This is a genomic window from Xenorhabdus sp. IM139775 (assembly GCF_028598745.1).
In the GTDB taxonomy this organism is placed as follows: Bacteria; Pseudomonadota; Gammaproteobacteria; order Enterobacterales; family Enterobacteriaceae; genus Xenorhabdus.
Map to the genome: position 1 here is coordinate 1 of NZ_JAQRFK010000016.1, position 26,290 is coordinate 26,290.

At 46.4% G+C, this 26,290-nt stretch carries 24 protein-coding genes and 6 tRNA genes; 29 read left to right on the plus strand and 1 reads right to left on the minus strand.

The features are described from left to right. The 12 genes from nagE to PSI17_RS05635 form a co-directional block, all read left to right on the plus strand. The coding region (gene nagE / locus PSI17_RS05580; protein WP_273551027.1) for an N-acetylglucosamine-specific PTS transporter subunit IIBC at positions 1-1,535 on the plus strand (1,535 nt) is incomplete at its 5' end. A 366-nt stretch (positions 1,536-1,901) separates the two neighbouring features. Next, on the plus strand, positions 1,902-2,708 hold the full coding sequence (nagB, locus tag PSI17_RS05585; RefSeq protein ID WP_273551028.1) for a glucosamine-6-phosphate deaminase: 807 nt from the start codon (positions 1,902-1,904) through the stop codon (positions 2,706-2,708). Positions 2,709-2,732: 24 nt separating this feature from the next. Continuing rightward, positions 2,733-3,890 (plus strand): N-acetylglucosamine-6-phosphate deacetylase, encoded by a 1,158-nt coding sequence (nagA, locus tag PSI17_RS05590; RefSeq protein ID WP_273551029.1) that lies wholly within the window; start codon positions 2,733-2,735, stop codon positions 3,888-3,890. 12 nt (positions 3,891-3,902) lie between these two features. Beyond that, on the plus strand, positions 3,903-5,126 hold the full coding sequence (gene nagC / locus PSI17_RS05595) for a DNA-binding transcriptional regulator NagC (RefSeq protein WP_273551030.1): 1,224 nt from the start codon (positions 3,903-3,905) through the stop codon (positions 5,124-5,126). Between the two features lie 154 nt (positions 5,127-5,280). Then, a tRNA-Met gene (locus PSI17_RS05600) sits at positions 5,281-5,357 on the plus strand. A 5-nt stretch (positions 5,358-5,362) separates the two neighbouring features. Further along, a tRNA-Leu gene (locus PSI17_RS05605) sits at positions 5,363-5,447 on the plus strand. A gap of 69 nt (positions 5,448-5,516) precedes the next feature. Further along, positions 5,517-5,591, plus strand: a tRNA-Gln gene (locus PSI17_RS05610). 83 nt (positions 5,592-5,674) lie between these two features. Beyond that, a tRNA-Gln gene (locus PSI17_RS05615) sits at positions 5,675-5,749 on the plus strand. Positions 5,750-5,791: 42 nt separating this feature from the next. Next, positions 5,792-5,868: transfer RNA gene (locus PSI17_RS05620), tRNA-Met, on the plus strand. A gap of 14 nt (positions 5,869-5,882) precedes the next feature. Further along, positions 5,883-5,957: transfer RNA gene (locus tag PSI17_RS05625), tRNA-Gln, on the plus strand. Between the two features lie 263 nt (positions 5,958-6,220). Beyond that, positions 6,221-6,373, plus strand: coding sequence for a type II toxin-antitoxin system HigB family toxin (locus PSI17_RS05630; protein ID WP_443256003.1), 153 nt, complete (start codon positions 6,221-6,223; stop codon positions 6,371-6,373). 3 nt (positions 6,374-6,376) lie between these two features. Continuing rightward, positions 6,377-6,751 carry a helix-turn-helix domain-containing protein gene (locus PSI17_RS05635; RefSeq protein WP_273551031.1) on the plus strand — a complete coding sequence of 125 codons (375 nt, stop codon included), beginning with the start codon at positions 6,377-6,379 and terminating at the stop codon, positions 6,749-6,751. Positions 6,752-6,788: 37 nt separating this feature from the next. Here the strand turns inward: PSI17_RS05635 and ubiF are convergent, their stop codons facing one another. Beyond that, complete coding sequence (gene ubiF / locus PSI17_RS05640) at positions 6,789-7,976, minus strand: 3-demethoxyubiquinol 3-hydroxylase (protein ID WP_273551032.1); 1,188 nt, start codon at positions 7,974-7,976, stop codon at positions 6,789-6,791. 227 nt (positions 7,977-8,203) lie between these two features. Here ubiF and miaB point away from each other — a divergent pair, with 227 nt between their 5' ends. The 17 genes from miaB (at position 8,204) to mrdB (ending at position 26,286) form a co-directional block, all read left to right on the plus strand. After that, complete coding sequence (miaB, locus tag PSI17_RS05645; protein WP_273551033.1) at positions 8,204-9,634, plus strand: tRNA (N6-isopentenyl adenosine(37)-C2)-methylthiotransferase MiaB; 1,431 nt, start codon at positions 8,204-8,206, stop codon at positions 9,632-9,634. 93 nt (positions 9,635-9,727) lie between these two features. After that, the gene (locus tag PSI17_RS05650) at positions 9,728-10,705 is read left to right on the plus strand and encodes a PhoH family protein (RefSeq protein WP_443256005.1); all 978 of its coding nucleotides are present in this window, start codon (positions 9,728-9,730) and stop codon (positions 10,703-10,705) included. Continuing rightward, positions 10,702-11,169 (plus strand): rRNA maturation RNase YbeY, encoded by a 468-nt coding sequence (ybeY, locus tag PSI17_RS05655; protein WP_273551035.1) that lies wholly within the window; start codon positions 10,702-10,704, stop codon positions 11,167-11,169. The genes PSI17_RS05650 and ybeY overlap by 4 nt, the downstream gene beginning before the upstream one ends. A 72-nt stretch (positions 11,170-11,241) precedes the next feature. Then, complete coding sequence (gene corC / locus PSI17_RS05660; RefSeq protein WP_273551036.1) at positions 11,242-12,120, plus strand: CNNM family magnesium/cobalt transport protein CorC; 879 nt, start codon at positions 11,242-11,244, stop codon at positions 12,118-12,120. 10 nt (positions 12,121-12,130) lie between these two features. Continuing rightward, positions 12,131-13,675 carry an apolipoprotein N-acyltransferase gene (gene lnt, locus PSI17_RS05665; protein WP_273551037.1) on the plus strand — a complete coding sequence of 515 codons (1,545 nt, stop codon included), beginning with the start codon at positions 12,131-12,133 and terminating at the stop codon, positions 13,673-13,675. A gap of 426 nt (positions 13,676-14,101) precedes the next feature. Continuing rightward, complete coding sequence (locus PSI17_RS05670) at positions 14,102-14,989, plus strand: glutamate/aspartate ABC transporter substrate-binding protein (RefSeq protein WP_443256004.1); 888 nt, start codon at positions 14,102-14,104, stop codon at positions 14,987-14,989. 119 nt (positions 14,990-15,108) lie between these two features. After that, positions 15,109-15,849 carry an amino acid ABC transporter permease gene (locus PSI17_RS05675; protein WP_273551039.1) on the plus strand — a complete coding sequence of 247 codons (741 nt, stop codon included), beginning with the start codon at positions 15,109-15,111 and terminating at the stop codon, positions 15,847-15,849. Positions 15,850-15,853: 4 nt separating this feature from the next. Continuing rightward, on the plus strand, positions 15,854-16,528 hold the full coding sequence (gltK, locus tag PSI17_RS05680) for a glutamate/aspartate ABC transporter permease GltK (RefSeq protein WP_273551040.1): 675 nt from the start codon (positions 15,854-15,856) through the stop codon (positions 16,526-16,528). Next, the gene (locus PSI17_RS05685) at positions 16,528-17,253 is read left to right on the plus strand and encodes an amino acid ABC transporter ATP-binding protein (protein WP_273551041.1); all 726 of its coding nucleotides are present in this window, start codon (positions 16,528-16,530) and stop codon (positions 17,251-17,253) included. The genes gltK and PSI17_RS05685 overlap by 1 nt, the downstream gene beginning before the upstream one ends. Before the next feature lie 197 nt (positions 17,254-17,450). Then, the gene (leuS, locus tag PSI17_RS05690; RefSeq protein ID WP_273551042.1) at positions 17,451-20,033 is read left to right on the plus strand and encodes a leucine--tRNA ligase; all 2,583 of its coding nucleotides are present in this window, start codon (positions 17,451-17,453) and stop codon (positions 20,031-20,033) included. Positions 20,034-20,064: 31 nt separating this feature from the next. Beyond that, a complete protein-coding gene (lptE, locus tag PSI17_RS05695) occupies positions 20,065-20,649 on the plus strand; it encodes an LPS assembly lipoprotein LptE (protein WP_273551043.1) in 585 nt (194 codons plus the stop codon). Next, positions 20,646-21,677 carry a DNA polymerase III subunit delta gene (holA, locus tag PSI17_RS05700; protein WP_273551044.1) on the plus strand — a complete coding sequence of 344 codons (1,032 nt, stop codon included), beginning with the start codon at positions 20,646-20,648 and terminating at the stop codon, positions 21,675-21,677. Before lptE ends, holA begins: the two co-directional genes overlap by 4 nt. Next, entirely contained in the window at positions 21,670-22,374 is a 705-nt protein-coding gene (nadD, locus tag PSI17_RS05705; protein WP_273551045.1) for a nicotinate-nucleotide adenylyltransferase, read from the plus strand. The genes holA and nadD overlap by 8 nt, the downstream gene beginning before the upstream one ends. A 95-nt stretch (positions 22,375-22,469) precedes the next feature. Then, positions 22,470-22,796 (plus strand): ribosome silencing factor, encoded by a 327-nt coding sequence (gene rsfS / locus PSI17_RS05710; protein ID WP_273551046.1) that lies wholly within the window; start codon positions 22,470-22,472, stop codon positions 22,794-22,796. Between the two features lie 2 nt (positions 22,797-22,798). Further along, positions 22,799-23,269: a 23S rRNA (pseudouridine(1915)-N(3))-methyltransferase RlmH gene (rlmH, locus tag PSI17_RS05715; protein WP_273551047.1), complete on the plus strand. Its 471-nt coding sequence runs from the start codon at positions 22,799-22,801 to the stop codon at positions 23,267-23,269. Between the two features lie 36 nt (positions 23,270-23,305). Continuing rightward, positions 23,306-25,165, plus strand: a complete 1,860-nt coding sequence (gene mrdA / locus PSI17_RS05720; RefSeq protein ID WP_273551048.1) for a peptidoglycan DD-transpeptidase MrdA — start codon at positions 23,306-23,308, stop codon at positions 25,163-25,165. An 8-nt stretch (positions 25,166-25,173) separates the two neighbouring features. Beyond that, positions 25,174-26,286 (plus strand): peptidoglycan glycosyltransferase MrdB, encoded by a 1,113-nt coding sequence (gene mrdB, locus PSI17_RS05725; RefSeq protein WP_273551049.1) that lies wholly within the window; start codon positions 25,174-25,176, stop codon positions 26,284-26,286. Positions 26,287-26,290: the final 4 nt, after the last annotated feature.

Below are 26,290 nucleotides of genomic sequence, written 5' to 3' on the forward strand. Positions count from 1 at the left end.
AACAGGTGAGCATCATGGGTATATTTAGTTACTTACAGCGTTTGGGAAAAGCACTTATGCTCCCCATCGCGTCACTTCCTGTCGCCGCGTTACTACTGCGGCTCGGTCAACCAGATGTATTCAATATCGCTTTTATTGCCAGCGCAGGCGGCGGAATTTTTGAAAATTTGCCTTTATTATTTGCACTGGGGATCTCTGTCGGTCTGGCGAAAGATAATGGCGGTGCTGCGGCACTCGCTGGTGTCGTTGGCTTTTTTATTCTGACAAAAGCAACCGCTGTTATTGATCCTGAAATTAATATGTCATTCTTTGCAGGTATTATTTCGGGAATTGTTGCCGGCCACTGTTATAACCGTTTTTCTGAAACCAAATTACCAGAGTTTTTAGCCTTTTTCGCTGGTAAGCGCTTAGTCCCTATCATAACCGGAATTATTTGCCTTTTCTTTGCATGGATTTGTGGGCATCTCTGGCCATATGTGCAACATGGCATTGATAGTTTTAGTTTTTTAGTGTCTAAAAGTGGGATGGTTGGATGGTTTACTTATGGCGTTCTTAATCGCTCTCTGATTCCGTTTGGCTTGCACTATATCCTACATTCCGTTTTCTGGTTTAGCTTAGGTGACTGTATCAAAATCACTTACGATCTGGCGGGATCAATACATAATATCTGTTTGGCTCCTGATGTAGCACACTCGCTCGCTATTGGTGCAGTAATACCCGGAATAGAGGGTTCAAGTGTCACTCAAATAGCCAGTGATCTTAGTCGTGGCGATCTCAATCGTTTCTTTGCGGGTGATCCCCAGGCAGGGGTTTATATGGCATGGGCCTATCCAATATTTATGGGTGGTTTACCCGGCGCTGCCTTAGCGATGTACTTGGCTGCACCAAAATCACGTCGCCCTCAAATTGGTGGGATGTTATTCTCTGTCGCCTTAACATCATTCCTGACGGGTATCACTGAACCCATCGAGTTTTCATTCTTGTTTTTAGCCCCCGTATTGTATGTTTTGCATGCAATTCTTGCGGGCGTTAGCATGGTAATTACAAACTCGTTGGGTGTCTTGCACGGTTTTGGCTTCTCTGCTGGCCTGATTGATTTAGGATTAAATTGGGGATTAGCAACAAAACCCTGGATATTAATCCCACTCATTATCCTATTCTTTGTTATCTATTTCGTTGTCTTTACCTTAATGATCCGCATTTTCAATCTGAATACGATCGGCAGGGAAGAGGAAGAGACAAATTCAGATCAAGCAACGTCTGCCTCTCAAGATAAAGAAGCTATCTCACATTATATCAGTGCCCTCGGTGGGTCTGGCAATATCCGTACAATCGATGCTTGCATCACTCGACTCCGTTTAACAGTCGAGGACAATTCTCGATTAGACGAAGCTCAATTGAAGAAATTAGGGGCTAAAGGCGTCTTAAAAATAGGTAAACAGAATATTCAAGTCATCCTCGGCCCACAAGCCGAAGGGATCGCGGAACAAATGAAAGCTCAGTTAGAATTAAGCCACTCAGGTCAAACTGAATAAGTTATGTTTAAAAGATAAAAAGGAACGTTATTATGTTCCTTTTTATCATAGCAAAAAGCCTATCCAATTGTTTTTAAATTGAAATTTTCATAAAAACTTATTTTTATATACAAAAAAACATCTTTTATTATTCTGTTTATTAGTCAACAAACACCTTAAAAAGGCTAAAAAACTAGCCATTCAGGCAATCTTATTTTAAAATATAAAATATCTTTTTGTACTAAATGGAATAACCTCCGCTTAAAACAGATATGGTGTACAGTTTTGTCCTATAGTTATCATGCAACATATTGATATCTAAACTATCATGCGTATCGTATATAACTTTTTATCATTAATTTATTGAATGATTTTTAAGAGGTAATCATGAGGCTGATCCCCCTAACAACGGCAAGTGACGTTGGTCGATGGTCTGCTCACTACATTGTGAGCAGGATTAATGAGTTCAAGCCAACGGCTGAACGCCCTTTCCTGCTTGGGCTTCCTACCGGCAGCACGCCACTGACAACCTATAAGGAACTTATTGCCCTCTATCAAGCCGGAAAAGTGAGCTTCAAGCATGTTGTGACATTTAATATGGATGAATACGTGGGGTTGCCGGAAGACCATCCTCAAAGCTACCATTCATTTATGTACCAGAATTTCTTTAATCATATTGATATTACAAAAGAAAATATCAATTTGTTAAACGGTAACGCGAAAGATATTGAGGTTGAATGCCAACGTTACGAAAATAAGATCAAATCTTATGGCAAGATACATTTATTTATGGGCGGTGTCGGTAATGATGGGCATATTGCCTTTAATGAACCAGCATCTTCTCTTTCTTCACGCACGCGAATCAAAACACTGACCATTGAAACGCGGACGGCCAATTCCCGTTTTTTCAATAATGATGTGGAACAAGTCCCCAGATATGCCTTAACCGTTGGGGTGGGCACGTTAATGGATGCGGAAGAAATCATGATCTTGGCAACCGGGATGAATAAAGCGCAAGCCCTGCAAGCGGCGGTAGAAGGAAATATCAACCATATGTGGACAGTCACCTGTCTCCAGATGCATCCAAAATCACTGATTGTCTGTGATGAACCCGCCACCATGGAACTCAAGGTAAAGACAGTGAAGTATTTCCACCAGTTAGAAGCTGGCATTGTGAGTGAATTTGCCAGCTAAACGGATTTAGGAGTTAAGATATTCATGTACGCATTAACCAATGGAATTATTTATACCGGATATGACCGGCTCGATAACCATGCCGTCATTATCGCTGAGGGTTTGATTAAGCAAGTCTGCCCGGTAGACGAGTTACCGGAAGGGATTGAAAAACACGATTTACAGGGCGCCAATCTCGCCCCCGGATTTATTGACCTACAAGTAAATGGTTGTGGTGGCGTCCAGTTTAATGAACGATTGGAAGATCTTTCAGAAGAGACTCTGCACATCATGCAGGAAACCAATCAGCGCTACGGTTGTACCAGTTTCCTGCCTACCCTCATCACCAGCCCTGATGAATTAATGATAAAAGCGATTGAAGTGATGCGCGCCTACCTGAAAAAAAATCCCAATCAGGCATTAGGGCTGCATTTAGAAGGGCCTTATATCAATCCAATAAAAAAAGGCACTCACAATACCGCTTATATCCGCAAACCTACCGCTGAAATGGTTAATTACCTGTGCCTGAATGCGGATGTTATCACCAAGATTACCCTCGCGCCTGAAATGGTAGAAAGCCAATATATTCAACAACTGGCCGAAGCGGGTATTACGGTTTCGGCTGGTCATTCCAATGCGACTTATGAAGAAGCTCGCCAAGGTTTCCAACAGGGCATTACTTTCTCTACCCATTTATATAATGCCATGCCTCCGATTGCGGGCCGCCAACCCGGGTTGGTCGGCGCTATTTATGATTCCTCAGAAGTCTATGCCGGCATTATCTGTGACGGGATGCATGTTTCATGGCCAAATATCCGCAATTCCAAGCGATTAAAAAATGAAAAACTGATCTTGGTCACAGACGCCATTGTTCCTGCCGGGCTTTCCCACGATGCAATGGAACAATTTACCTTTGCTAATAAAACAATATATTATCGAAACGGCTTATGTGTTGATGAGAATGGAACACTGAGCGGCTCATCAATCACCATGATTGATGGTGTCAAAAATAGTGTGGAACATGTTGGTATTGCTTTGGATGAAACGTTGCGCATGGTGACGCTTTACCCCGCTAGGGCAATCGGTGTTGATAAACATCTCGGCACGATTGAATCCGGCAAGGTAGCGAATCTGACTGCGTTTACTCACAATTTCAACATCAGCAAGACCATTGTTAACGGAAATGAAATCAAACTACCGTGAGTATAAAGACTGATGAGTAATGAGAACGCGCAGAAGCAAATTGGTAATATTGATCTAGTCAAACAACTCAATAGCGCTGTGGTCTATCGGCTGATTGATCAGCATGGGCCAATATCACGCATCCAAATCGCAGAAGAGAGCCAGCTTGCTCCTGCCAGCGTAACCAAAATTACTCGTCAGTTGTTGGAACGGGGCCTGATAAAAGAGGTCGAGCATCAGGCTTCAACCGGAGGAAGGCGCGCCATCTCCATTATTAGCGAAACACGGCATTTCCATACGATTGGCGTCCGGCTCGGGCGCCATGATGCAACCGTGGCGCTGTTCGATATGAGCGGCAAGACGTTAGTGGAAGCGCGCTATCCTGTGCGGGAAAATACTCAGCAAGAAGTCGAAAAGCGAATTATTTACGTCATTGAGAGTTTCATCAACAAAAACCAGCGCCGGCTCCGTGAACTGATCGCCATTTCCGTCATTCTTCCCGGTCTGGTTGATCCTGAGCAAGGTATCATCCGCTATATGCCACATATTGAGGTTGATAACTGGCCTCTGGTTAAGCGTCTCAAAGAGTATTTCAATACCTTCTGCTTTATTGGGCATGATATTCGCAGCCTGGCATTGGCAGAAAGTTATTTCGGGGCAACACGTGATTGCGAGGATTCCATTCTCGTGCGTATTCATCGCGGCACTGGGGCGGGTGTTATCGTTAGCAACAATATTCTGCTCAACAAACGCGGTAATCTGGGTGAAATTGGCCATATCCAAATCGATCCCCTGGGTGAACGCTGTCATTGCGGTAATTTTGGTTGTCTGGAGACTATCGCTTCCAATTCTGCAATCGAGTCCAAAGTACAACATCAATTACGCCAAGGTTTCCCAAGCCAGCTTGCCTTGAATAATTGTAATATCCATGCAATTTGCCTTGCAGCTAATGCGGGTGACCCTCTTGCAACAGAAGTTATCAGGCAAGTAGGGCACTATCTTGGCAAGGCTATCTCAATCGCGATTAACCTATTTAATCCTCAGAAAGTGGTGATCGCCGGGGAAATTACTGAAGCGGAAAACATACTGCTGCCGACGATTAAGAGCAGCATCAATACGCAAGTATTAAAAGCATTCCGTGAAGACCTCCCCGTGGTGATTTCTGAGCTAAATCACTGTTCAGCGATTGGTGCATTCGCACTCACGAAACGGGCAATGCTGAATGGTGTGCTGCTGCAACATCTTCTTGGCGGATAATTTCAACTGCTTTCGCTGGCTTTGTCGACAAAATGCTTGCAAGACAAACAAACAAACGATTTTGCGCATATTTTTTTAAAAAAGCAGTTGACGCATCTGCCTGATATACGCATAATTCGCCCCGCACCGCCGATGAAGGCAAAGCGAAAAAGATGGCTACGTAGCTCAGCTGGTTAGAGCACAGCACTCATAATGCTGGGGTCACAGGTTCGATTCCCGTCGTAGCCACCATCTTTGCGGGAGTGGCGAAATTGGTAGACGCACCAGATTTAGGTTCTGGCGCCGCAAGGTGTGCGAGTTCAAGTCTCGCCTCCCGCACCATTTTCTTTATCGGGTTGTACTTAGAATGTGTTTTAGTCACGATTTTAAGTTTTAGCATGTTGTTTCAGGTGGGGTATCGCCAAGCGGTAAGGCACCAGGTTTTGATCCTGGCATGCTCTGGTTCGAATCCAGGTACCCCAGCCATTTAGCTGAAATAGCAAGTTAAAATGATATTTCGTTAACTGATCGCTCTGGGAATAACAAAGGTTGCAGTGATAACATTCAGGTGGGGTATCGCCAAGCGGTAAGGCACCAGGTTTTGATCCTGGCATGCCCTGGTTCGAATCCAGGTACCCCAGCCATATCACTGAAAGTTATCATAAATCTTACGATATGTTGTAAATGGCTACGTAGCTCAGCTGGTTAGAGCACAGCACTCATAATGCTGGGGTCACAGGTTCGATTCCCGTCGTAGCCACCATTTACAAATCCAGTTGGGGTATCGCCAAGCGGTAAGGCACCGGATTCTGATTCCGGCATTCCCAGGTTCGAATCCTGGTACCCCAGCCAGTATTTTCGATGAGTTACACGATGTGATAAGGCCACCAAGAGGTGGTTTTTTTGTTTTCTAATCATCAAGCTTCCCACAAAAACCCGCAGCTTCAACGACGTCTAAATAGAATAAGTATTCAGTCACCTATCCCCTTAATTCAACGCCATCAGTTGAATAAAAATAATACATTTACTTGTATAAGTCCCAAATCGGGACTAGCATGAGTTTATGAAAATAATATCCGTTGCATCATTAAAAATGTTTTGGGAAAAATACCCCGATGCAGAACAACCGTGTGGTATTCAACATCAAGGGGAACCATTACCGTCTGATAGTTTCCATCTTTTACCCCGCAGGCTGGGCGTATATAAAATTCATCGGTACACACAAACAATACGATGTCATAAATGCCAACACCATAGAACCGGAGTGAATAATGAACATTAAACCCATTAGAACAGAAAACGACTATCAAGAAGCATTAAAAGCTATTGCTCCATTGTTTGATAAGCAACCTGAAATCGGGACTCCTGAATTTGATTACATGGAAGTCATGATGCTATTAATTGAAGCCTATGAAGCAGAACATTACCCAATAGATCCACCCGATCCCATTGAGGCAATTAAATTCAGAATAGAGCAATCAGGACTAACTGTTAAAGATTTAGAACCCGCCATTGGCAAATCCAACCGTGTTTATGAAGTGCTAAATCGTAAGCGCAACCTGACATTACCTATGATCCGGAATCTACACTGTATGTTCGGAATACCCGCTGATATTCTTATAAAACCAACCAAACTAGCCCCATAAGGGGCTACAGAGGAAACATTATAGAAGACAATCTCTATCACAACCCCAAGGCATATTTCAGCGCAAGATTTTTCATTACGCCTGAACGTTGCGCAGCCATCAATGCCAGATTTCGTACCGTTTTCAATCCCGGCAAATCATGACTGAATGTGGTATGGAAAAAATCCATTCCCGCTTGCATCACCAAATTATCCGGCATCCTGCGAGACTGATAACGCATCAAGACGGCCAAAGAGTCCCACTCTTCCAATAACTCCTTAGCATTGGTCAGCACCTTGAGTAAAACATCAACATCCCGATACCCTAAATTCACCCCCTGCCCTGCCAAGGGGTTGATGGTATGAGCCGCATCGCCCAACAAAACCAATCCTTCTTGTACGTAATGGCTGGCATGGTGACGAGTCAGTGGAAATGAGCCTGCGGCAATTGGAATAGCTTTGCCCAAGCGGGTGGGAAATGCCTGAAAAATTTCTCGCTCAAGTTGTGTCATCGTCATCGACTGCAATTGACGAATACGAGCCGGAGAATCGTACCAAACCAATGACGCCCGTTGATCAAACAACGGCAGGAAGGCCCTGGGGCCAGAAGGGAAAAATTGTTGCCATGTTGTATCTTGTTGAGGCGAGTCAGTCTTGACGGTGATCAGCATACACGACTGCCGATATTGCCACCCTTTACTGCCAATACCTGCCAATTGACGAACTTGAGAACGGGCACCATCTGCGCCAATCATCAGCCGGGTATCCATTTCCATGCCATCTGCCAATACCACCCGCCACGTTTTATTTTCATGCTGGCGCTGCATAGATTTCAGTACCGCGGGACAAAACAAGGTCAGGTTTGGATAACGCTCAAATTCCTGCCACAGTGCCAGTTGCAAGATGCGATTTTCAACCATGTGCCCTAATTCCGGCAGCCCCAAACTTTCAGCGTCGAAAATGACGTTCGAATCATTTTGCTCCCAAGTTTCCAGCTTCCGATAAGGAGCACTGCGCATTTGCAATACATTTTCCCATGCTCCCAATTGTTTCAATAAATTCACCGAAGCACAGCTTATTGCAGAGATGCGAACATCGGGTTCACTATCCGCCTCGTAAGGCGCGGGGGGCTGGTGCTCCAATAATGCAACGCGCCAACCTTCCTGCGCCAATCCCAATGCTGTCGCAGCGCCAATCATACCTGCGCCAACAACCACGATATCGAATTTTTGTTGAGGATTATTCATATTCATCACATCATTAACTTATTGATTAAAATAGTGTACCGGAATTTTCCCTTTCCGGCTGTGAATATCCGCTGTTACAGTCTGGTCACTGGTGCCTCAAATGACTACAATAGCCAACAATATTATGCTAAATACACGACGTGCAATGACGTACAATACAATATTGTGCGATATATGCGCTTTTCAGTGTTGAAGCATCATTCCACTGGAAACACCGGATACACAAAATGTCGACAATAAAAAAACTGTATATCAAAACCTGGGGCTGTCAGATGAATGAATACGATTCATCCAAGATGGCCGACTTACTGGAAACCACGCACGGTTATCAGTTAACCGATGTCGCCGAAGAAGCGGATATCTTACTCCTGAATACCTGTTCAATCCGTGAAAAGGCGCAGGAAAAAGTCTTTCACCAACTTGGCCGCTGGAAGGGCCTGAAAGATAACAACCCTGAAATCATTATTGGTGTGGGCGGCTGTGTTGCTTCTCAGGAAGGAGATTACATTCGCCAGCGCGCACCCAGCGTCGATATTATTTTTGGGCCGCAAACCCTGCACCGCCTGCCCGAAATGATTAATCACGTAAAAGGCACCCGCAGCCCAGTCGTTGATATCAGTTTCCCTGAAATTGAAAAATTTGACCGATTGCCAGAGCCGCGTGCCGAAGGCCCGAGCGCATTCGTTTCCATCATGGAAGGCTGCAATAAGTACTGTACATTCTGCGTTGTGCCATACACCCGTGGGGAAGAAGTCAGCCGCCCTTGTGACGATGTGTTATTCGAGATTGCGCAACTTGCCGCACAAGGTGTACGTGAAGTTAACCTGCTCGGCCAAAATGTGAATGCCTATCGTGGTGCAACATTTGATGGCCGTATCTGCACCTTTGCAGAGTTGTTGCGTCTGGTTGCAGCCATTGACGGTATTGACCGCGTTCGCTTCACCACCAGCCATCCCATTGAGTTTACTGACGATATTATCGAAGTCTACGAAGATACACCTGAGTTGGTCAGCTACCTGCACCTGCCAGTCCAGAGTGGTTCCGACCGCATTCTGACCATGATGAAACGTGCCCATACTGCGCTGGAATTCAAAGGTATCATCCGCCGGCTGCGTAAGGCTCGTCCTGACATCCTGATCAGTTCTGACTTCATTATTGGTTTCCCGGGGGAAACACAAGATGACTTTGAAAAAACGATGAAACTGATTGCCGATGTTAACTTCGACATGAGTTTTAGCTTCATCTATTCAGCACGCCCAGGCACACCCGCCGCCGATCTGCCAGATGACGTCAGTGAAGAAGAGAAAAAACAGCGTTTGTACCTGCTCCAGCAGCGTATTAACCAACAAGCCATGAGCTTTAGCCGTGCGATGCTTGGCAGTACGCAGCGTATTCTGGTTGAAGGCCCATCACGCAAAAATATCATGGAGCTATCTGGACGTACCGAACATAACCGCGTGGTTAACTTTGAGGGAGCGCCTGACATGATCGGTAAATTTGTTGATGTCGAAATTGTTGACGTATACGCCAACTCCCTGCGTGGCAAAGTCATCCGTACTGAAGATGAGATGGATCTGCGCATCCATGAGTCACCTGAATCAGTCATTGCCCGGACTCGTAAGGAAGATGAGATCGGCGTTGGCGTTTATCAGCCTTAACAGGCCCTAACATAGAGATAATCAGTGACACAAATAAACCCACAAGTAGCAACCCAAGAACTCTTTCTGGAACCCGCAGACAACCAACGTCTGATGAGTCTGTGTGGACCACTTGATGATAATCTGAAACAACTTGAGCATCGTTTGGGCATTGAGATCAACCGCCGTGATAACCGTTTCAAACTGGTCGGTAAACCACTGTGTGTGAGTGCGGCGGCAGGTATATTGCGTCACCTGTATGTCGAAACGGCACCTGTACGCGGCGTGATACCCGATCTTGATCCTAAACAAGTGCATCTCGCCATCGCCGAAAGCCGGGTACTGGAACAAGCCGCAGAAAGCGTCCCGGAATACGGTAAGGCCGTCAATATCAAAACTAAACGGGGTGTGGTAAAGCCCCGAACGCCCAATCAGGCACGATATATTGCCAACATCCTTGATCACGATATCACGTTCGGGGTTGGGCCTGCGGGGACAGGGAAAACTTATTTGGCTGTTGCCGCGGCGGTTGATGCGCTGGAACGTCAGGAAATCCGCCGTATCCTGCTGACCCGCCCTGCGGTTGAAGCCGGCGAAAAACTGGGCTTTCTGCCCGGCGACCTCAGCCAGAAAGTCGACCCTTATCTGCGCCCGCTTTATGATGCCCTGTTTGAGATGATGGGATTTGAAAAAGTTGAGAAGCTGATCGAAAGAAACGTTATTGAAGTCGCACCACTGGCTTATATGCGTGGACGTACCCTCAACGATGCCTTTATTATTCTCGACGAAAGCCAGAATACCACCATCGAACAGATGAAAATGTTCCTGACCCGCATTGGTTTTAATTCCAAGGCGGTCATTACCGGTGACGTGACTCAGATTGACCTGCCGAGAGGCCAAAAGTCGGGCCTGAGTCATGCAGTAGAAGTTTTATCTGATGTTGATGAACTGAGTTTTAACTTCTTACACAGTGAAGACGTTGTTCGCCATCCGGTGGTGGCAAAAGTGGTTATTGCCTATGAAGCATGGGAAGCCGCAGAACAGGAACGCAAAAAAGCATTCAATGAGAAACGCAGGCAGGAAGCACAATGAGTTCAGTGGTACTAGATTTACAAATTGCCTGTGAAAATCCCGCAGGGCTTCCAGGGGCAGCACTTTTCCAACGCTGGCTGGAGGGTGTTCTGCCACCGTTTCAGGCAGAAAGTGAAGTGACCATTCGTGTGGTCGATGAGGCAGAAAGCCACGATTTAAACCTCACTTATCGTGGGAAAGATAGGCCAACCAATGTGTTATCCTTCCCCTTTGAAGCACCACCCGAAATTGAATTACCCTTACTCGGTGATTTAATCATCTGTCGTCAAGTTGTTGAAAAAGAGGCAGAAGAGCAACAAAAAACCGTCGAGGAACACTGGGCACATATGGTGGTTCACGGCAGCCTTCATCTTCTGGGATATGATCATATCGAAGATGATGAAGCAGAAGAGATGGAATCTTTGGAAACAGAGCTTCTTGAAAAAATGGGTTATCCTGATCCCTACCTTATGGAAAAAGAATAACCCCCGCCAACATTTTTATGTTAAACATACAAGTCTACGATTTTATTAATGGGGAATTTTCATTAAAACGCCATGAGCGACGACCATCCTTCAAGTAACGATAGCCCTGACCCTAAGAAAGGCTTTTTTGCGCTTCTTAATCAGCTTTTTCACGGTGAACCGAAAAACCGTGATGATTTGGTTGAACTGATCCGTGATTCTGAGCAGAACGACCTCATCGATCCCGATACCCGAGAGATGCTCGAAGGTGTCATGGATATTGCTGATCAGCGCGTGCGTGACATTATGATCCCGCGCTCACAGATCGTTACCTTAAAACGCAACCAATCTCTGGACGAATGTCTGGATGTTATTATTGACTCGGCCCACTCACGCTTTCCGGTGATCAGCGAAGACAAAGATCATATCGAAGGCATATTAATGGCGAAAGATCTGCTACCCTTCATGCGTACAAATGCAGAACGTTTCAGCATTGATAAAGTTCTTCGTCAGGCTGTAGTCGTGCCGGAAAGTAAACGTGTTGACCGCCTGCTGAAAGAATTCCGTTCCCAACGCTATCACATGGCGATTGTGATCGATGAATTTGGCGGTGTTTCAGGGCTGGTCACCATTGAGGATATTCTCGAACTGATTGTGGGTGAAATAGAGGACGAATACGATGATGACGAAGATAACGATATTCGTGCCTTAAGTCGCCACTCCTATTCAGTGCGGGCATTGACTCAAATTGAGGATTTCAATGACACTTTTGGCACCCGTTTCAGCGATGAAGAGGTTGATACCATTGGTGGGCTAGTCATGCAGGCATTTGGGCATCTGCCTTCACGTGGGGAATCTATCACGATTGATGGCTATCTTTTCAAAGTGACCATGTCTGATAGTCGTAAGATCATTCAGGTTCATGTAAAAATACCGGATGATGCTGACGTTCCTAGCCTTGACAAACAATAATAGGATCTAGATGAACAAAGCCTCATTAATGAGCTGCCAGCGGTTACGTGCCGTGCTGGCACTTTTCTTCGGAGCCAGTGGAACGCTGGCTTTTTCACCTTTTGATTTCTGGCCTGCGGCACTTGTTTCTCTTTTCGGCCTGCAAATCCTTTCTTTGAACAGAACCACCCGCCAAGCCTGCTTTATTGGTTTATGCTGGGGCCTTGGCTTGTTTGGCAGTGGTACAAATTGGGTTTATATCAGTATCGCTGACTTTGGTGGCATGCCGACCGCTGTCAATATCTTTTTGGTGATCCTGCTATCCGCCTATCTTGCCCTTTATCCAGCACTATTTGCCGGCTTATTGAACCGTTTTTTTCCGGCTGCCAATAGCATCAGGCTGGTTATAGCCAGCCCGGCACTGTGGCAGTTGACAGAATTCTTGCGGGGCTGGGTATTAACGGGATTTCCGTGGTTACAATTTGGTTATAGTCAGATTGATGGCCCAATGAAATCCATTGCGCCGATTCTGGGTGTGGAAGGCATTACTTTCTTACTTATGCTAATCAGTGGGCTGCTGGTGCTTGCTGTCAGGCAGAAAAAAATTTCTGCGGCTATCTTCGCCATTATCCTGCTGCTGTTACCGTGGCCAATGAGACACTACCCGTGGTATACCCTGCAACCAGAAAAAGCCACTGATATTGCTTTGGTGCAAGGTAATATTCCCCAAGCCATAAAATGGGACCCTTCTGTTCTCGGCAAGACGCTGGATATTTATCTGGATAACAGCCGTCCTTTCATTGGTAAAGCGCCAATCATCATCTGGCCGGAATCGGCTATCCCTGATTATGAATATAACCAACACGATTTCCTGACCAAATTGGATACCGTGCTGAGGCAACACAATACTAGCCTGATCACTGGCATTATAGATGCCCGACCGACGTTGGAAGGTTATAAATTCTATAACAGTATTATCGTATTGGGAGATAAGGCACCTTATCAATATCCAGCGCCAACCCGCTACGACAAACATCACCTTGTCCCGTTTGGTGAATTTGTGCCATTAGCATCACTATTCCGCCCACTGGCCCCTTTGTTCAATTTGCCGATGTCTTCTTTTAGCCGGGGTCATTACATCCAGCCTCAACTTTCTGTTGCTGGGCGCAATATTACTGCGGCTATCTGCTATGAAATTATTTTGGGTGAACAGGTGCGTGATAACTTCAAACCTGATACAGAGTTCCTGCTAACCGTTTCTAATGATGCCTGGTTTGGGCGCTCCATTGGCCCGTGGCAACATTTTCAAATGGCCCGGATGCGCTCCCTTGAATTGGGACGTCCTCTACTGAGGGGGACAAATAATGGTGTTACCGCAGTCATCAACCCGGATGGTTCGGTGCAAGCGGAACTGCCACAATCTACCCGACAGGTATTGGCGACCAAAGTCATACCCGCAACAGGATTAACCCCCTATTTTCGTTTCGGAAATTGGCCGGTATGGGGAGCAAGTGCGCTGTTTTTGATCGTTTCTTTGATGAAAAACGCTTTGATGAAAAACCGCCGCAAAAATTAATATCCCATATTTTCTACCATTATTAACAAAACGCTAACAAGAGTCAGGGCATATTACTTATGCCCTGATTTTATGTAATCATCGCTTTCATCACTAAGATAACAAGAATTCATCACATATCTCACCATAAATAACCCACCAAAGCAGAATATTATTTCAAATAGCACAAAGTGTGAACAATATTCAATATTATTCGCTTTTTAACCACACATAAATGAAATTGTTTATTTATAGTGCGATGTGAGTCGCGAAAAAGAAACATTATGGTTTCAAAAAAGTAACATTTTGAACTATTTTTTTACGACATATAAACAAAACGACTCAGAAAATCGTTTCTACAGACAGCCTTACTCATTCATGTAGAAACACAATTATCGGTAAAAAATCCAATTTCACGAAAAAAATAACCAGAGAAAGGAGTTGTATATGCGTAAGTTAATGTTAACCATGATGTTACTTAGTGCGGTTGGCGCTGCCCATGCACAGGAATTGACGGGGACACTGAAAAAAATCAAGGAGAACGGCGTTATCGTTGTCGGGCACAGGGAATCTTCTGTTCCATTCTCTTACTACGATAATCAGCAAAATGTCGTTGGTTATTCTCAAGATTATTCCAATCTGATCGTTGATGCCGTCAAGAAAAAACTGGACATGCCTCATTTGCAAGTCAAACTGATCCCGATTACTTCCCAAAACCGTATTCCCCTGCTGCAAAATGGCACTTTCGATTTTGAATGTGGTTCTACAACCAACAATCTTGAACGACAGAAACAAGCCGCATTCTCCAATACCATCTTCGCCGTCGGTACTCGTCTGCTGGCTAAGAAAGATTCAGGCATCAAGGGATTTGATGATCTGGCCGGAAAAAATGTCGTTGTGACTTCGGGTACAACCTCTGAGATATTATTGAATAAGCTCAATGATGAGAAGCAAATGAAAATGCGGATCATCAGTACCAAAGATCATGGTGATTCATTCCGCACGCTGGAATCAGGCCGGGCTGTCGCCTTTATGATGGACGATGCCTTACTTGCCGGTGAACGTGCAAAAGCGAAAAAACCTGATCAATGGATCATTGTTGGTAAGCCACAATCAGAAGAAGCATACGGCTGTATGCTGCGCAAAAATGATCCTCAATTCAAGACATTGATTGATGACGTGATTGTCAAAGTGCAAACCTCCGGTGACGCAGAAAAAATGTTTGATCGCTGGTTCAAACAACCCATTCCACCCAAGAACCTGAACTTAAACTTCTCCATGTCAGGTGAAATGCGGGAGTTGTTTAAATCCCCAAATGATAAGGCATTTAATTAACCAAATAAAAAAATACAAGTTTTGTTGACAAGGCGGGTATGAGGTAGCCGTTCCCTACCTCATTTTTTCATATTTAAATTCGATGAATGACAGCTAACCCCATGTCAGGGAGTTCGATTATGTCCGTTAATTGGGATTGGGGCATCTTTTTACAAGCTGCCCCTTTTGGCAATACCACCTATCTGGGGTGGCTTATTTCTGGTTTTCAAGTCACCGTAGCACTTTCCATCTGCGCTTGGATCATTGCACTCGTTGTCGGTTCATTGTTCGGGATCCTCCGTACCGTGCCGAATAAATTTCTGGCGGGGCTTGGGACCTGCTATGTTGAGCTATTTCGCAACGTGCCGCTCATTGTCCAGTTTTTTACCTGGTATCTGGTGGCTCCCGAATTCCTGCCCAAAGACCTGAGCGATTGGTTCAAAATGGATCTGGATCCCAATATCCAATTTTTTATTTCCTCAGTCATTTGTTTAGGGTTATTCACCGCAGCCCGTGTATGTGAGCAAGTTCGAGCGGCAATTCAATCACTCCCAAGAGGGCAAAAAGCCGCCGGGCTGGCAATGGGCTTAACCCTGCCACAAACTTACCGTTACGTTCTGCTGCCAAATGCCTACCGCGTGATCATTCCCCCAATGACCTCGGAAATGCTCAATTTGGTGAAAAACTCTGCCATTGCTTCCACCATCGGGCTGGTTGATATGGCAGCTCAGGCCAATAAATTGCTGGATTATTCCGCACACGCCTATGAATCATTCACCGCAATCACATTGGCTTATGTCGGTATCAACCTCGTGATCATGCTTGCCATGAGCATACTGGAGAAAAAAGTACGTTTACCGGGCAATATGGGAGGAAGATAAAGCCATGTATCAGTTTGACTGGAGTTCGATTATACCGAGTCTGCCCTTTCTTCTGAATGGGTTGATAATAACGGCAAAAATTACCGTGATAGCCATTATCATCGGCATTGTCTGGGGCACCCTTCTGGCAGTTATGCGCCTCTCATCCATCAAGGCCTTGAGCTGGTTTTCCGCCCTGTATGTTAACCTGTTCCGCTCAGTGCCGCTGGTGATGGTATTACTGTGGTTTTATCTGATTGTGCCTAACTTATTACAAAATATTCTAGGCATATCACCAAAAACTGATATCCGTTTAATTTCTGCAATGGTAGCGTTCTCACTCTTTGAAGCCGCTTACTACGCCGAAATCATTCGGGCAGGTATCCAGAGCATTTCCCGCGGGCAATCCTCTGCTGCACTGGCGCTGGGTATGACCCCTATGCAAAGTATGCGTCTGGTGATACTGCCACAGGCATTTCGGGCAATGATCCCATTGCTGCTAACCCAAGGCATTGTATTATTCCAAGATACTTCTCTGGTCTATGTACTGAGCCTGGCGGATTTTTTCCGTACAGCGACGAATATTGGTGAGCGTGACGGCACTCAGATTGAAATGGTGCTGTTTGCCGGCTTTGTTTATTTTGTGATTAGTTTTTCCGCGTCTATGCTGGTTAACTATTTGAAGAAAAGGACTGTCTGATGATTTCCCTGAAAAATGTATCCAAGTGGTATGGCCAATTTCAGGTTCTTACTGACTGCTCGACAGAAGTCAAAAAAGGCGAGGTCGTTGTGGTCTGCGGGCCTTCGGGTTCCGGCAAATCCACACTGATAAAAACGGTCAATGGCCTCGAACCTGTCCAGCAAGGTGAAATTCGCGTAAACGACACCAAAGTCAATGACAAGAACACCAATCTGGCGAAATTGCGTTCCAAAGTCGGGATGGTGTTTCAGCACTTTGAGCTTTTTCCCCACTTATCCATCATTGAAAATCTGACACTGGCTCAGGTTAAGGTGTTAAAGCGTGATAAGAAAGAAGCGACTGAAAAGGGATTAAAACTGCTGGAGCGGGTTGGGTTAACCAGTCATGCGGATAAATTCCCGGCACAACTCTCTGGTGGTCAGCAACAACGTGTTGCCATTGCCCGTGCGCTCTGCATGGACCCCATTGCGATGCTGTTTGATGAACCGACTTCTGCGCTTGATCCTGAGATGATCAATGAAGTGCTGGATGTGATGGTAGAATTAGCGAACGAAGGCATGACCATGATGGTGGTCACCCACGAGATGGGATTTGCCAGAAAGGTAGCACACCGTGTTATTTTCATGGATGAAGGCAAAATTGTCGAAGACAGTCAGAAAGACGATTTCTTTGCCAACCCAAAATCAGAGCGCGCCCGCGATTTCCTGGCGAAAATTCTGCACTGATTATTTTTGTCGGCGAGTGGCAAAACTACCGCCGACCTTAAATTCCCCCGAAAAATAAATCATTTTCCGCATTCCGCCCTTAACAAGAGTTGTTGCCCCTATCCCTTATCAGCTATGCTATGGAACCTTAGATTTCATAAACAAACCAAACGCGCTAATGGCGTAGCTTTATTAATCACCATAGGATTATCGGTGCCATGCAAGAACAATATCGTCCAGAAGACATAGAACAACAAGTCCAGCTTCATTGGCAAGAGAAGCAAACGTTCAAAGTGACAGAAGACAACAGCAAAGAAAAATACTATTGCCTGTCTATGCTACCTTACCCTTCTGGCCGACTACATATGGGCCATGTCCGTAACTACACCATTGGTGATGTCATTTCCCGTTACCAGCGCATGTTGGGCAAAAACGTCCTGCAACCTATCGGTTGGGATGCATTTGGCCTGCCGGCAGAAGGCGCAGCGGTCAAGAATAATACCGCACCTGCCCCGTGGACTTATTCCAACATCGAGTACATGAAAAACCAGTTAAAAATGCTCGGCTTTGGCTATGACTGGGATCGTGAAGTGACAACCTGTACGCCGGAATACTATCGCTGGGAGCAGTGGTTCTTCACGCAATTGTACGAAAAAGGTCTGGTATACAAAAAAACGTCCGCGGTTAACTGGTGTCCACATGATCTGACCGTTCTCGCCAATGAGCAGGTTATTGATGGCTGCTGCTGGCGTTGTGATTCTCAGGTGGAGCGTAAAGAGATCCCACAATGGTTTATCAAGATCACCGATTACGCAGAAGAGTTGCTCAATGATCTGGATAAACTGGAAGATTGGCCTGAACAGGTCAAGACCATGCAGCGCAACTGGATTGGCCGTTCTGAAGGTGTCGAAATCACGTTCAATGTTACTGACAGCCAAGAAAAGCTGACCGTTTATACCACTCGCCCGGATACTTTCATGGGAGCAACCTATGTCGCTGTCGCGGCGGGTCACCCCCTGGCAAAACAAGCGGCGGAAAATAACCCTGAACTAGCAGAGTTCATCAACGAGTGCCGTAATACCAAAGTTGCCGAAGCGGATATGGCAACCATGGAGAAGAAAGGCACGCCAACAGGCCTGTTTGCCATCCACCCCTTGACCAACGAAAAGATCGCTATCTGGGTTGCCAACTTTGTCCTGATGGAATACGGCACAGGCGCAGTGATGGCTGTTCCCGCGCATGATCAGCGCGATTGGGAATTTGCCACCAAATACAGCCTGCCAATGAAAGCCGTTATTCTTGACAACGAAGGAAATGTACCAAACGTTCAGGAAGCGGCTGTTACTGATAAAAATGCACTGGTCAATTCCGGTGAATTCAGCGGCCTGAGCCATGAAGAAGGCTTCAATGCCATCGCTGACAAACTGGTTGCCATCGGTGCCGGCCAACGCAAAGTCAATTACCGCCTGCGTGACTGGGGCGTTTCCCGCCAACGTTATTGGGGCGCCCCAATTCCAATGGCAACCCGGGAAGATGGTACGGTCGTCCCTGTTCCAGCAGATCAATTACCGGTTATTTTGCCGGAAGATGTCGTGATGGATGGGATCACCAGCCCAATCAAAGCCGATCCTGAATGGGCAAAAACCACCATCAACGGCCAGCCAGCCCTGCTTGAAACCGATACCTTTGATACCTTTATGGAATCTTCATGGTATTACGCGCGCTATACCTGCCCGGATCATGATAAAGGTATGCTGGACCCGGCTGCAGCTAACTATTGGCTGCCAGTGGATCAATACATCGGTGGTATTGAACACGCCATCATGCACCTGATGTACTTCCGCTTCTTCCATAAATTGATGCGTGATGCTGGTCTGGTCAACTCGGATGAACCCGCTAAGCGCCTGCTGTGCCAAGGCATGGTTCTGGCTGAAGCCTTCTACTACACGGGGAACAGTGGCGAGAAAGTTTGGGTATCCCCGGCTGAGGCCATTGTTGAACGTGATGAGAAAGGCCGCATTGTGAAAGCCACGGATAAAGACGGTCATGAACTGGTTTATACCGGCATGAGCAAAATGTCGAAATCCAAGAACAACGGCATCGATCCACAAACTATGGTCGATAAATATGGCGCTGATACCGTCCGTCTGTTCATGATGTTCGCGGCACCACCAGAGCTGACGCTGGAATGGCAAGAATCAGGCGTGGAAGGGGCTAACCGCTTCCTGAAACGTGTTTGGCGTCTGGTTTACGAACACAGCAGCAAAGGGGCAACCCAGCCACTGGATGTCAGCAACCTGACGCCAGAACAGAAAGATCTGCGCCGTGACTTGCATAAAACCATCGCGAAAGTCACTGATGATATTGGTCGCCGCCAAGCGTTCAATACCGCCGTTGCAGCTATCATGGAGCTGATGAATAAACTGACTCGTGCGCCACTGGAAACAGAGCAAGATCGCGCCCTGATGCAAGAAGCACTCATTGCGGTTGTCTGTATGCTTTCACCTATCACGCCACACGCTTGTTTCATGATGTGGAAAGCGCTTGGCCATGAGGGCGACATTGACACGGCGGCATGGCCACAAACTGATGAGCAGGCAATGGTAGACGATACTAAACTGGTCATTATCCAGATTAACGGTAAGGTGCGTGGTCGCATTACTGTACCGGCAGATGCAGCAAAAGAGTATGTCCAAGAGATGGCGACACAAGAATACAGTGTGAAGAAATATCTTGAAGACGTCAGTATCCGCAAAGTCATCTACGTCCCGGGTAAGTTACTGAATCTGGTTGTAGGCTGATATTGTCGGCTGATAACAGGAGGCTATATTTGTGGTAAAACGTGTGGTAAGCAGTGAAGTAGGCAATAATCTACGACATTATATTTTCACGTTGTTGCTTGGGTTGGCGGTGCTGGTCACCGCTGGCTGCGGTTTTCACCTTCGGGGCACAACACAAGTACCAAAAGAACTTCAGACATTGCAATTAAGTTCCGGTGACCCTTATGGGCCCCTGGCACGGGCAGTCCGCCAGCAACTTCGTCTGAACAATGTCAAAATTGTTGAAAATGGGGATGCCTCAGTACCTATCCTGAAACTGGTTGGCTCTGATGAAAACAAAGATACCGTTTCTGTTTTTCAGGATGGTAAATCGGCAGAACGTCTGTTGGTACTGAATGTTGATGCTCAGGTTCTGATGCCGGATGGCAGCATCTATCCATTGCAGGCGAGGGTTGATCGTTCTTTCTTCGATAACCCGTTGGAAGCACTGGCAAAAGATGCAGAAAATGAACTGGTTCAACAGGAAATGCGCGAACAGGCGGCCAGTCAGCTTATGCGCCAGTTACTGACCGTTCATAGTGCAGAGCTCCTGAAAGCCGAAGAGAAACAAAAAGCGGCGGCTACACAGAAGCAATGATCCGACTTTATCCTGAACAACTTCTCTCGCAGCTCAATGAAGGGCTGCGAGGCAGCTACTTGTTGTGGGGCAATGAACCCTTACTCTTGCAGGAAAGTCAGGACAGCATCCGCAAAGTGGCTGAACAGCATGGGTTTATGGAACATTTCACCTTCGCATTGGATAACCATACCGATTGGGATGAAATCTTCAGTCTATGTCAGTCGCTTAGCCTGTTTGCCAGCCGTCAGTCCCTCAGCTTGCTGCTGCCGGAAAATGGTCTCAATGCCGCAATGGCAGAACGGCTGACCAAACTGTCGGCGTTGCTGCATACTGATATCTTGCTGATATTACGTGGGCACAAGCTCACTAAAGCACAGGAAAATAGCCCGTGGTTCAAAGCGATTGGGCAAAATGGCGTCTACATCAGTTGCCTGACACCTGAGCAGAATCGCCTGCCACAATGGGTGGCACAACGTGCCAAAAGTAGGGGGCTACTACTGGAGAACGAAGCCAATCAACTCCTGTGCTATTGCTATGAAGGTAACTTATTGGCACTGGCCCAGGCCCTGGAACGTCTTTCCCTGCTCTATCCCGATAATCGATTGACACTTCCTCGCGTAGAAGAAGCTGTCAGCGATGCGGCTCACTTTTCCCCCTATCATTGGATTGATGCTTTACTGGCAGGAAAAATAAAGCGGGCATGGCATATATTGAAACAACTTCGGCAAGAAGATACCGAGGCGGTCATTCTGCTGCGTACCGTACAGCGGGAGCTAATGCTGCTGCTGATACTTAAGCGTCAATGCACCACTGTCCCGTTGAAGACTTTATTTGATCAACACAAGATTTGGCAAAATCGCCGGGCATTGCTGTCAACCGCATTACAGCGTCTGTCACAGCGAGAACTGCAATCTGCCATCCACTTGTTGACCCAGATGGAACTGCGTGTCAAACAGGATTATAGCCAATCCATTTGGGCTGACCTGGAAACGCTTTCCATGTTGTTATGCGGAAAATCATTACCAGAGAGTTTCCTGAATGCCTGACCCTATTGATTCCAAGATCAACGCCCAAAATATTCACTCAGCGAATACGGCTTCTCCGGTTATTCAGGCGCTATTCGGTGGTACATTCGATCCCATCCATTACGGTCATTTGCGCCCTGTGGAAGCCTTGGCCCAATTAGTGGGGCTTAAACAGGTTATCTTACTGCCTAATCACGTTCCTCCGCACCGCCCCCAACCAGAGGCGAGTGCCCGGCAACGCCTGGAAATGGTGCGTCTGGCGGTACAGAATAACCCCCTGTTTACTGTTGATACCCGTGAGCTGGAACGGCAATCCCCCTCTTACACAGTAGAAACACTGAAATCCTTCCGTCAGGAAATCGGTGAGCAACACTCGCTGGCGTTCATCATTGGGCAAGACTCATTACAAACTCTCCATACTTGGTATCAATGGGAAAAACTGCTCGATATTTGTCATCTGTTGGTCTGCTCCCGTCCCGGTTATCAAAGCCGACTTTCGGCTCCGGGGATGCAAACATGGTTTGAAAAGCACCAAATAAGCACACCATCCCTATTGAGCCAAAAGCCACACGGTTATATTTATCTGGCAGCCACGCCGTTATTAAACATTTCAGCGACCGATATTCGCCAGCGTCACCAGCACGGGATAAGCTGCGATGATTTGCTTCCCCCATCGATACAAAATTATATCGATTCACAGGGGCTATATAAGAAATAACGAAACCATGTGGTGAATTGCAGCTAACCCGCTTACTTTTATAGAGATTGGCATGCTATTATTCTGCGTTACTTAACCAATTTGATGAAATAAAGGTGATCCTTTTGCAAGGCACAGAACTACAACAATTTGTTATTGATAAACTTGAAAATTCCAAAGCACAAGATATTGTTTCTATAGATGTTCGTGGCAAATCCAGCATTACTGACTGCATGGTCATCTGCACCGGAACATCAAGCCGTCACCTGATGTCTGTGGCAGATAATCTGGTGGATGACTGCCGCGAAGCCGGCATCATGCCTTTGGGTGTTGAAGGGCAAGGCATTTCAGACTGGATAGTCGTCGATCTTGGCGAAATCATGGTTCATGTTATGCAAGAAGACAGCCGCCGTATGTACGAACTGGAAAAACTCTGGAGCTGAGTTTGAAGTTACAACTGGTCGCTGTAGGAACAAAAATGCCGGACTGGGTACAGACCGGCTTCATGGATTATTTGCATCGTTTTCCCAAGGATATGCCTTTTGAGCTGATTGAAATTCCAGCGGGAAAACGGGGCAAAAATGCTGATATCAAGCGCATTCTGGAAAAAGAAGGCGAACAGATGCTCGCTGCTGTTGGTAAAGGCAATCGTATTGTGACACTGGATATTCCCGGTTCTCGTTGGGATACCCCGCAATTGGCACAACAGCTTGAACGCTGGAAGCTGGATGGCAGGAATGTCAGTCTGTTAATTGGTGGCCCTGAAGGCCTGTCTCCTGCCTGCAAAGCAGCCGCGGAACAAAGCTGGTCACTTTCCCCCTTAACCCTGCCACATCCTCTTGTGCGGGTTCTGGTTGCAGAGAGCCTTTATCGAGCATGGAGCATTACGACTAACCACCCTTATCATCGGGAATAAATTGGGTAATCTGACACCGTGAATTCTGGCAATGGGATGAAGAATCAACGAACCCCTTTTCGCGATCATTCGGCTGAATCGGCCTTATTCATACGCCGCGCACTCGTGGCGTTTATCGGTATTATTATTTTAACCGGTATCCTGATTGCCAATCTCTATAATCTCCAGATTACACGCCATGAAGATTACCAGACCCGATCGAATGGAAATCGCATTAAGCTCGTTCCCATAGCGCCAAGCAGGGGCATCATTTATGACCGTAATGGCACACCGCTGGCAACTAACCGAACCATTTATCAGTTAGAAATTGAGCCACAAAAAGTTGCTGACCTTAATAAAACACTCAATGAACTGCGCTCTGTCGTTGGGCTTACCGATGAAGATATCGAAACCTTCCAAAAAGAGCGTCAACGCGCACGTCGTTTTACCTCCATTCCCCTGAAAACATCATTGAACTCAGTTCAGGTTGCCCGATTCTCCGTCAATCAATATCGCTTTACAGGGCTGGAAATCAAGGGCTACCAACGTCGCTATTATCCTTATGGCTCCGCCCTCACCCATGTGATCGGCTACGTTGCCAAAATCAACGATAAGGACATAGAAGGACTGGAAAAGGAAGGTATTCTTCCCGACTATTCAGCCACCCATGATATCGGGAAACTGGGCATTGAACGTTATTATGAATCCACCCTGCATGGCAAACCCGGTTATGAAGAAGTCGAAGTCAACAACCGGGGTAAAGTGATCCGCCAACTGCATGAACAGCCGCCGCAGGCTGGCAAAGATATTTACCTGTCAATCGATTTAGAACTGCAAACCTATATTGAAGAGATACTGACAACCAGCCGTGCCGGTGTCGTTGTTACCGATCCCCGTACCGGGGAAGTGTTGGCGATGGTGTCCAACCCCAGTTACGATCCGAATCTGTTTGTCGATGGCATTTCGAGCAAGGATTATAAATCCCTGCTCAATGACCCCGATCGCCCCTTAATTAACCGGGCCACACAAGGGGCTTATCCACCCGCATCAACAGTGAAACCGTTTATTGCCGTTGCCGCCCTCAGCAGTGATGTGATTACCAAGAACACCACGACCAATAATCCCGGTTGGTGGCAACTGCCGGGCTCAGAGAAACGTTACCGTGACTGGAAACGCTGGGGGCATGGCAAGCTGAATGTCCATAAAGCCATTGTCGAATCAGCGGATACTTTTTTCTATCAACTCGCCTATGATATGGGTATCGATAGACTGTCTGAATGGATGACAAAATTTGGCTACGGTAAGCCTACGGGCATTGATTTGAAAGAAGAAAATGTCGGCAATATGCCTAACCGTGAATGGAAACTCAAGCGCTATAAAAAACCGTGGTATCAGGGTGATACGATTTCCGTTGGTATCGGCCAGGGATACTGGACGGCAACGCCTATGCAGATGGTTAAGGCCCTGATGATCTTGATTAATAATGGTGAAGTGAAAACACCGCATTTCTTGATGAATACCCGCACCAATGGCGAAATGCAACCTTACCAGTCTCCGGTCAGCGAACCTATCGGGGATATTCATTCTGGATATTGGGAAATTGCTAAAGATGGCATGTATGGGGTGGCCAATGCCCCAAATGGCACAGCCCGCCGATCCTTTGCCGGTACGCCCTATAAAGCAGCCGTTAAATCAGGGACTGCTCAGGTCTTCAGTTATGAAACCTACAATGCGAGCAAACTTGCTGAACACCTGCGTGATCACAAATTGATGATTGCCTTTGCACCCTACGACAACCCGACAGTTGCCGTTTCTATCATTCTTGAAAATGGGGGGGCTGGGCCGCCTGTCGGCACTATCGTTCGTCAAATTCTGGATCATATTTTACTTAGATCTACCAGAACAGAAGCTAATTGAGTGACATCATGACAGACTCATCAAACAAGGTTCCTTTTTGGACCCGGCTACATATCGATATTCCATTACTGTTATGCGTGATGGCATTGCTGGCCTACAGTCTTTTCATTATGTGGAGTGCCAGCGGGCAAGATATTGATATGATGGAGCGTAAAATAGGACAGGTTATCATGGGTCTTATCGTGATGATCGTCTTCGCTCAGATCCCGCCACGTATATACGAAAATTGGGCACCTTATCTCTATATTGCCTGTGTCATTCTGCTCATCTTTGTCGATGTTTTCGGGCAGATTAGTAAGGGGGCACAACGTTGGCTGGATCTGGGTATTGTGCGCTTCCAACCATCAGAAATTGCCAAAATCGCCGTCCCCTTGATGGTCGCGCGCTTTATGAATCGGGATCTCTGCCCACCTTCACTGAAAAATACCGGCATTGCACTGGTTTTAACCTTTGTCCCTACGCTCTTGGTCGCAGCGCAACCCGATTTAGGCACATCGATTCTGATTGCCGCGTCTGGGATCTTTATCCTGTTTTTAGCGGGAATGAATTGGAAGCTCATTGGCGTTGCCGTGTTACTGCTTGCCTGTTTTATCCCAATATTATGGTTTTTCCTGATGCACGATTACCAGCGTGCCCGCGTTATGATGCTATTGGATCCAGAAAGTGATCCATTAGGCAAAGGCTACCATATCATTCAGTCCAAAATTGCCATTGGCTCAGGGGGAATATTTGGCAAAGGTTGGCTACAAGGCACCCAATCACAGTTAGAATTCCTGCCGGAGCGCCATACCGACTTTATTTTCGCTGTTCTGTCTGAAGAGTTAGGGTTAATTGGCGTCCTTGTGTTGCTCGGACTCTACTTGCTGGTCATTGTGCGGGGTTTGTTTATTGCAACCAAGGCACAAAATACCTTTGGCCGAGTGATGGTCGGCGGATTGATACTGATTTTCTTTGTCTATATTTTTGTCAATATCGGCATGGTCAGCGGTATCCTGCCAGTAGTCGGTGTTCCCCTGCCGTTGATCAGCTATGGGGGGTCAGCATTAATTGTCCTGATGGCGGGGTTCGGCATTATTATGTCGATACATACGCATCGTAAGTTATTGTCCAAAAGTTTATGAGGAA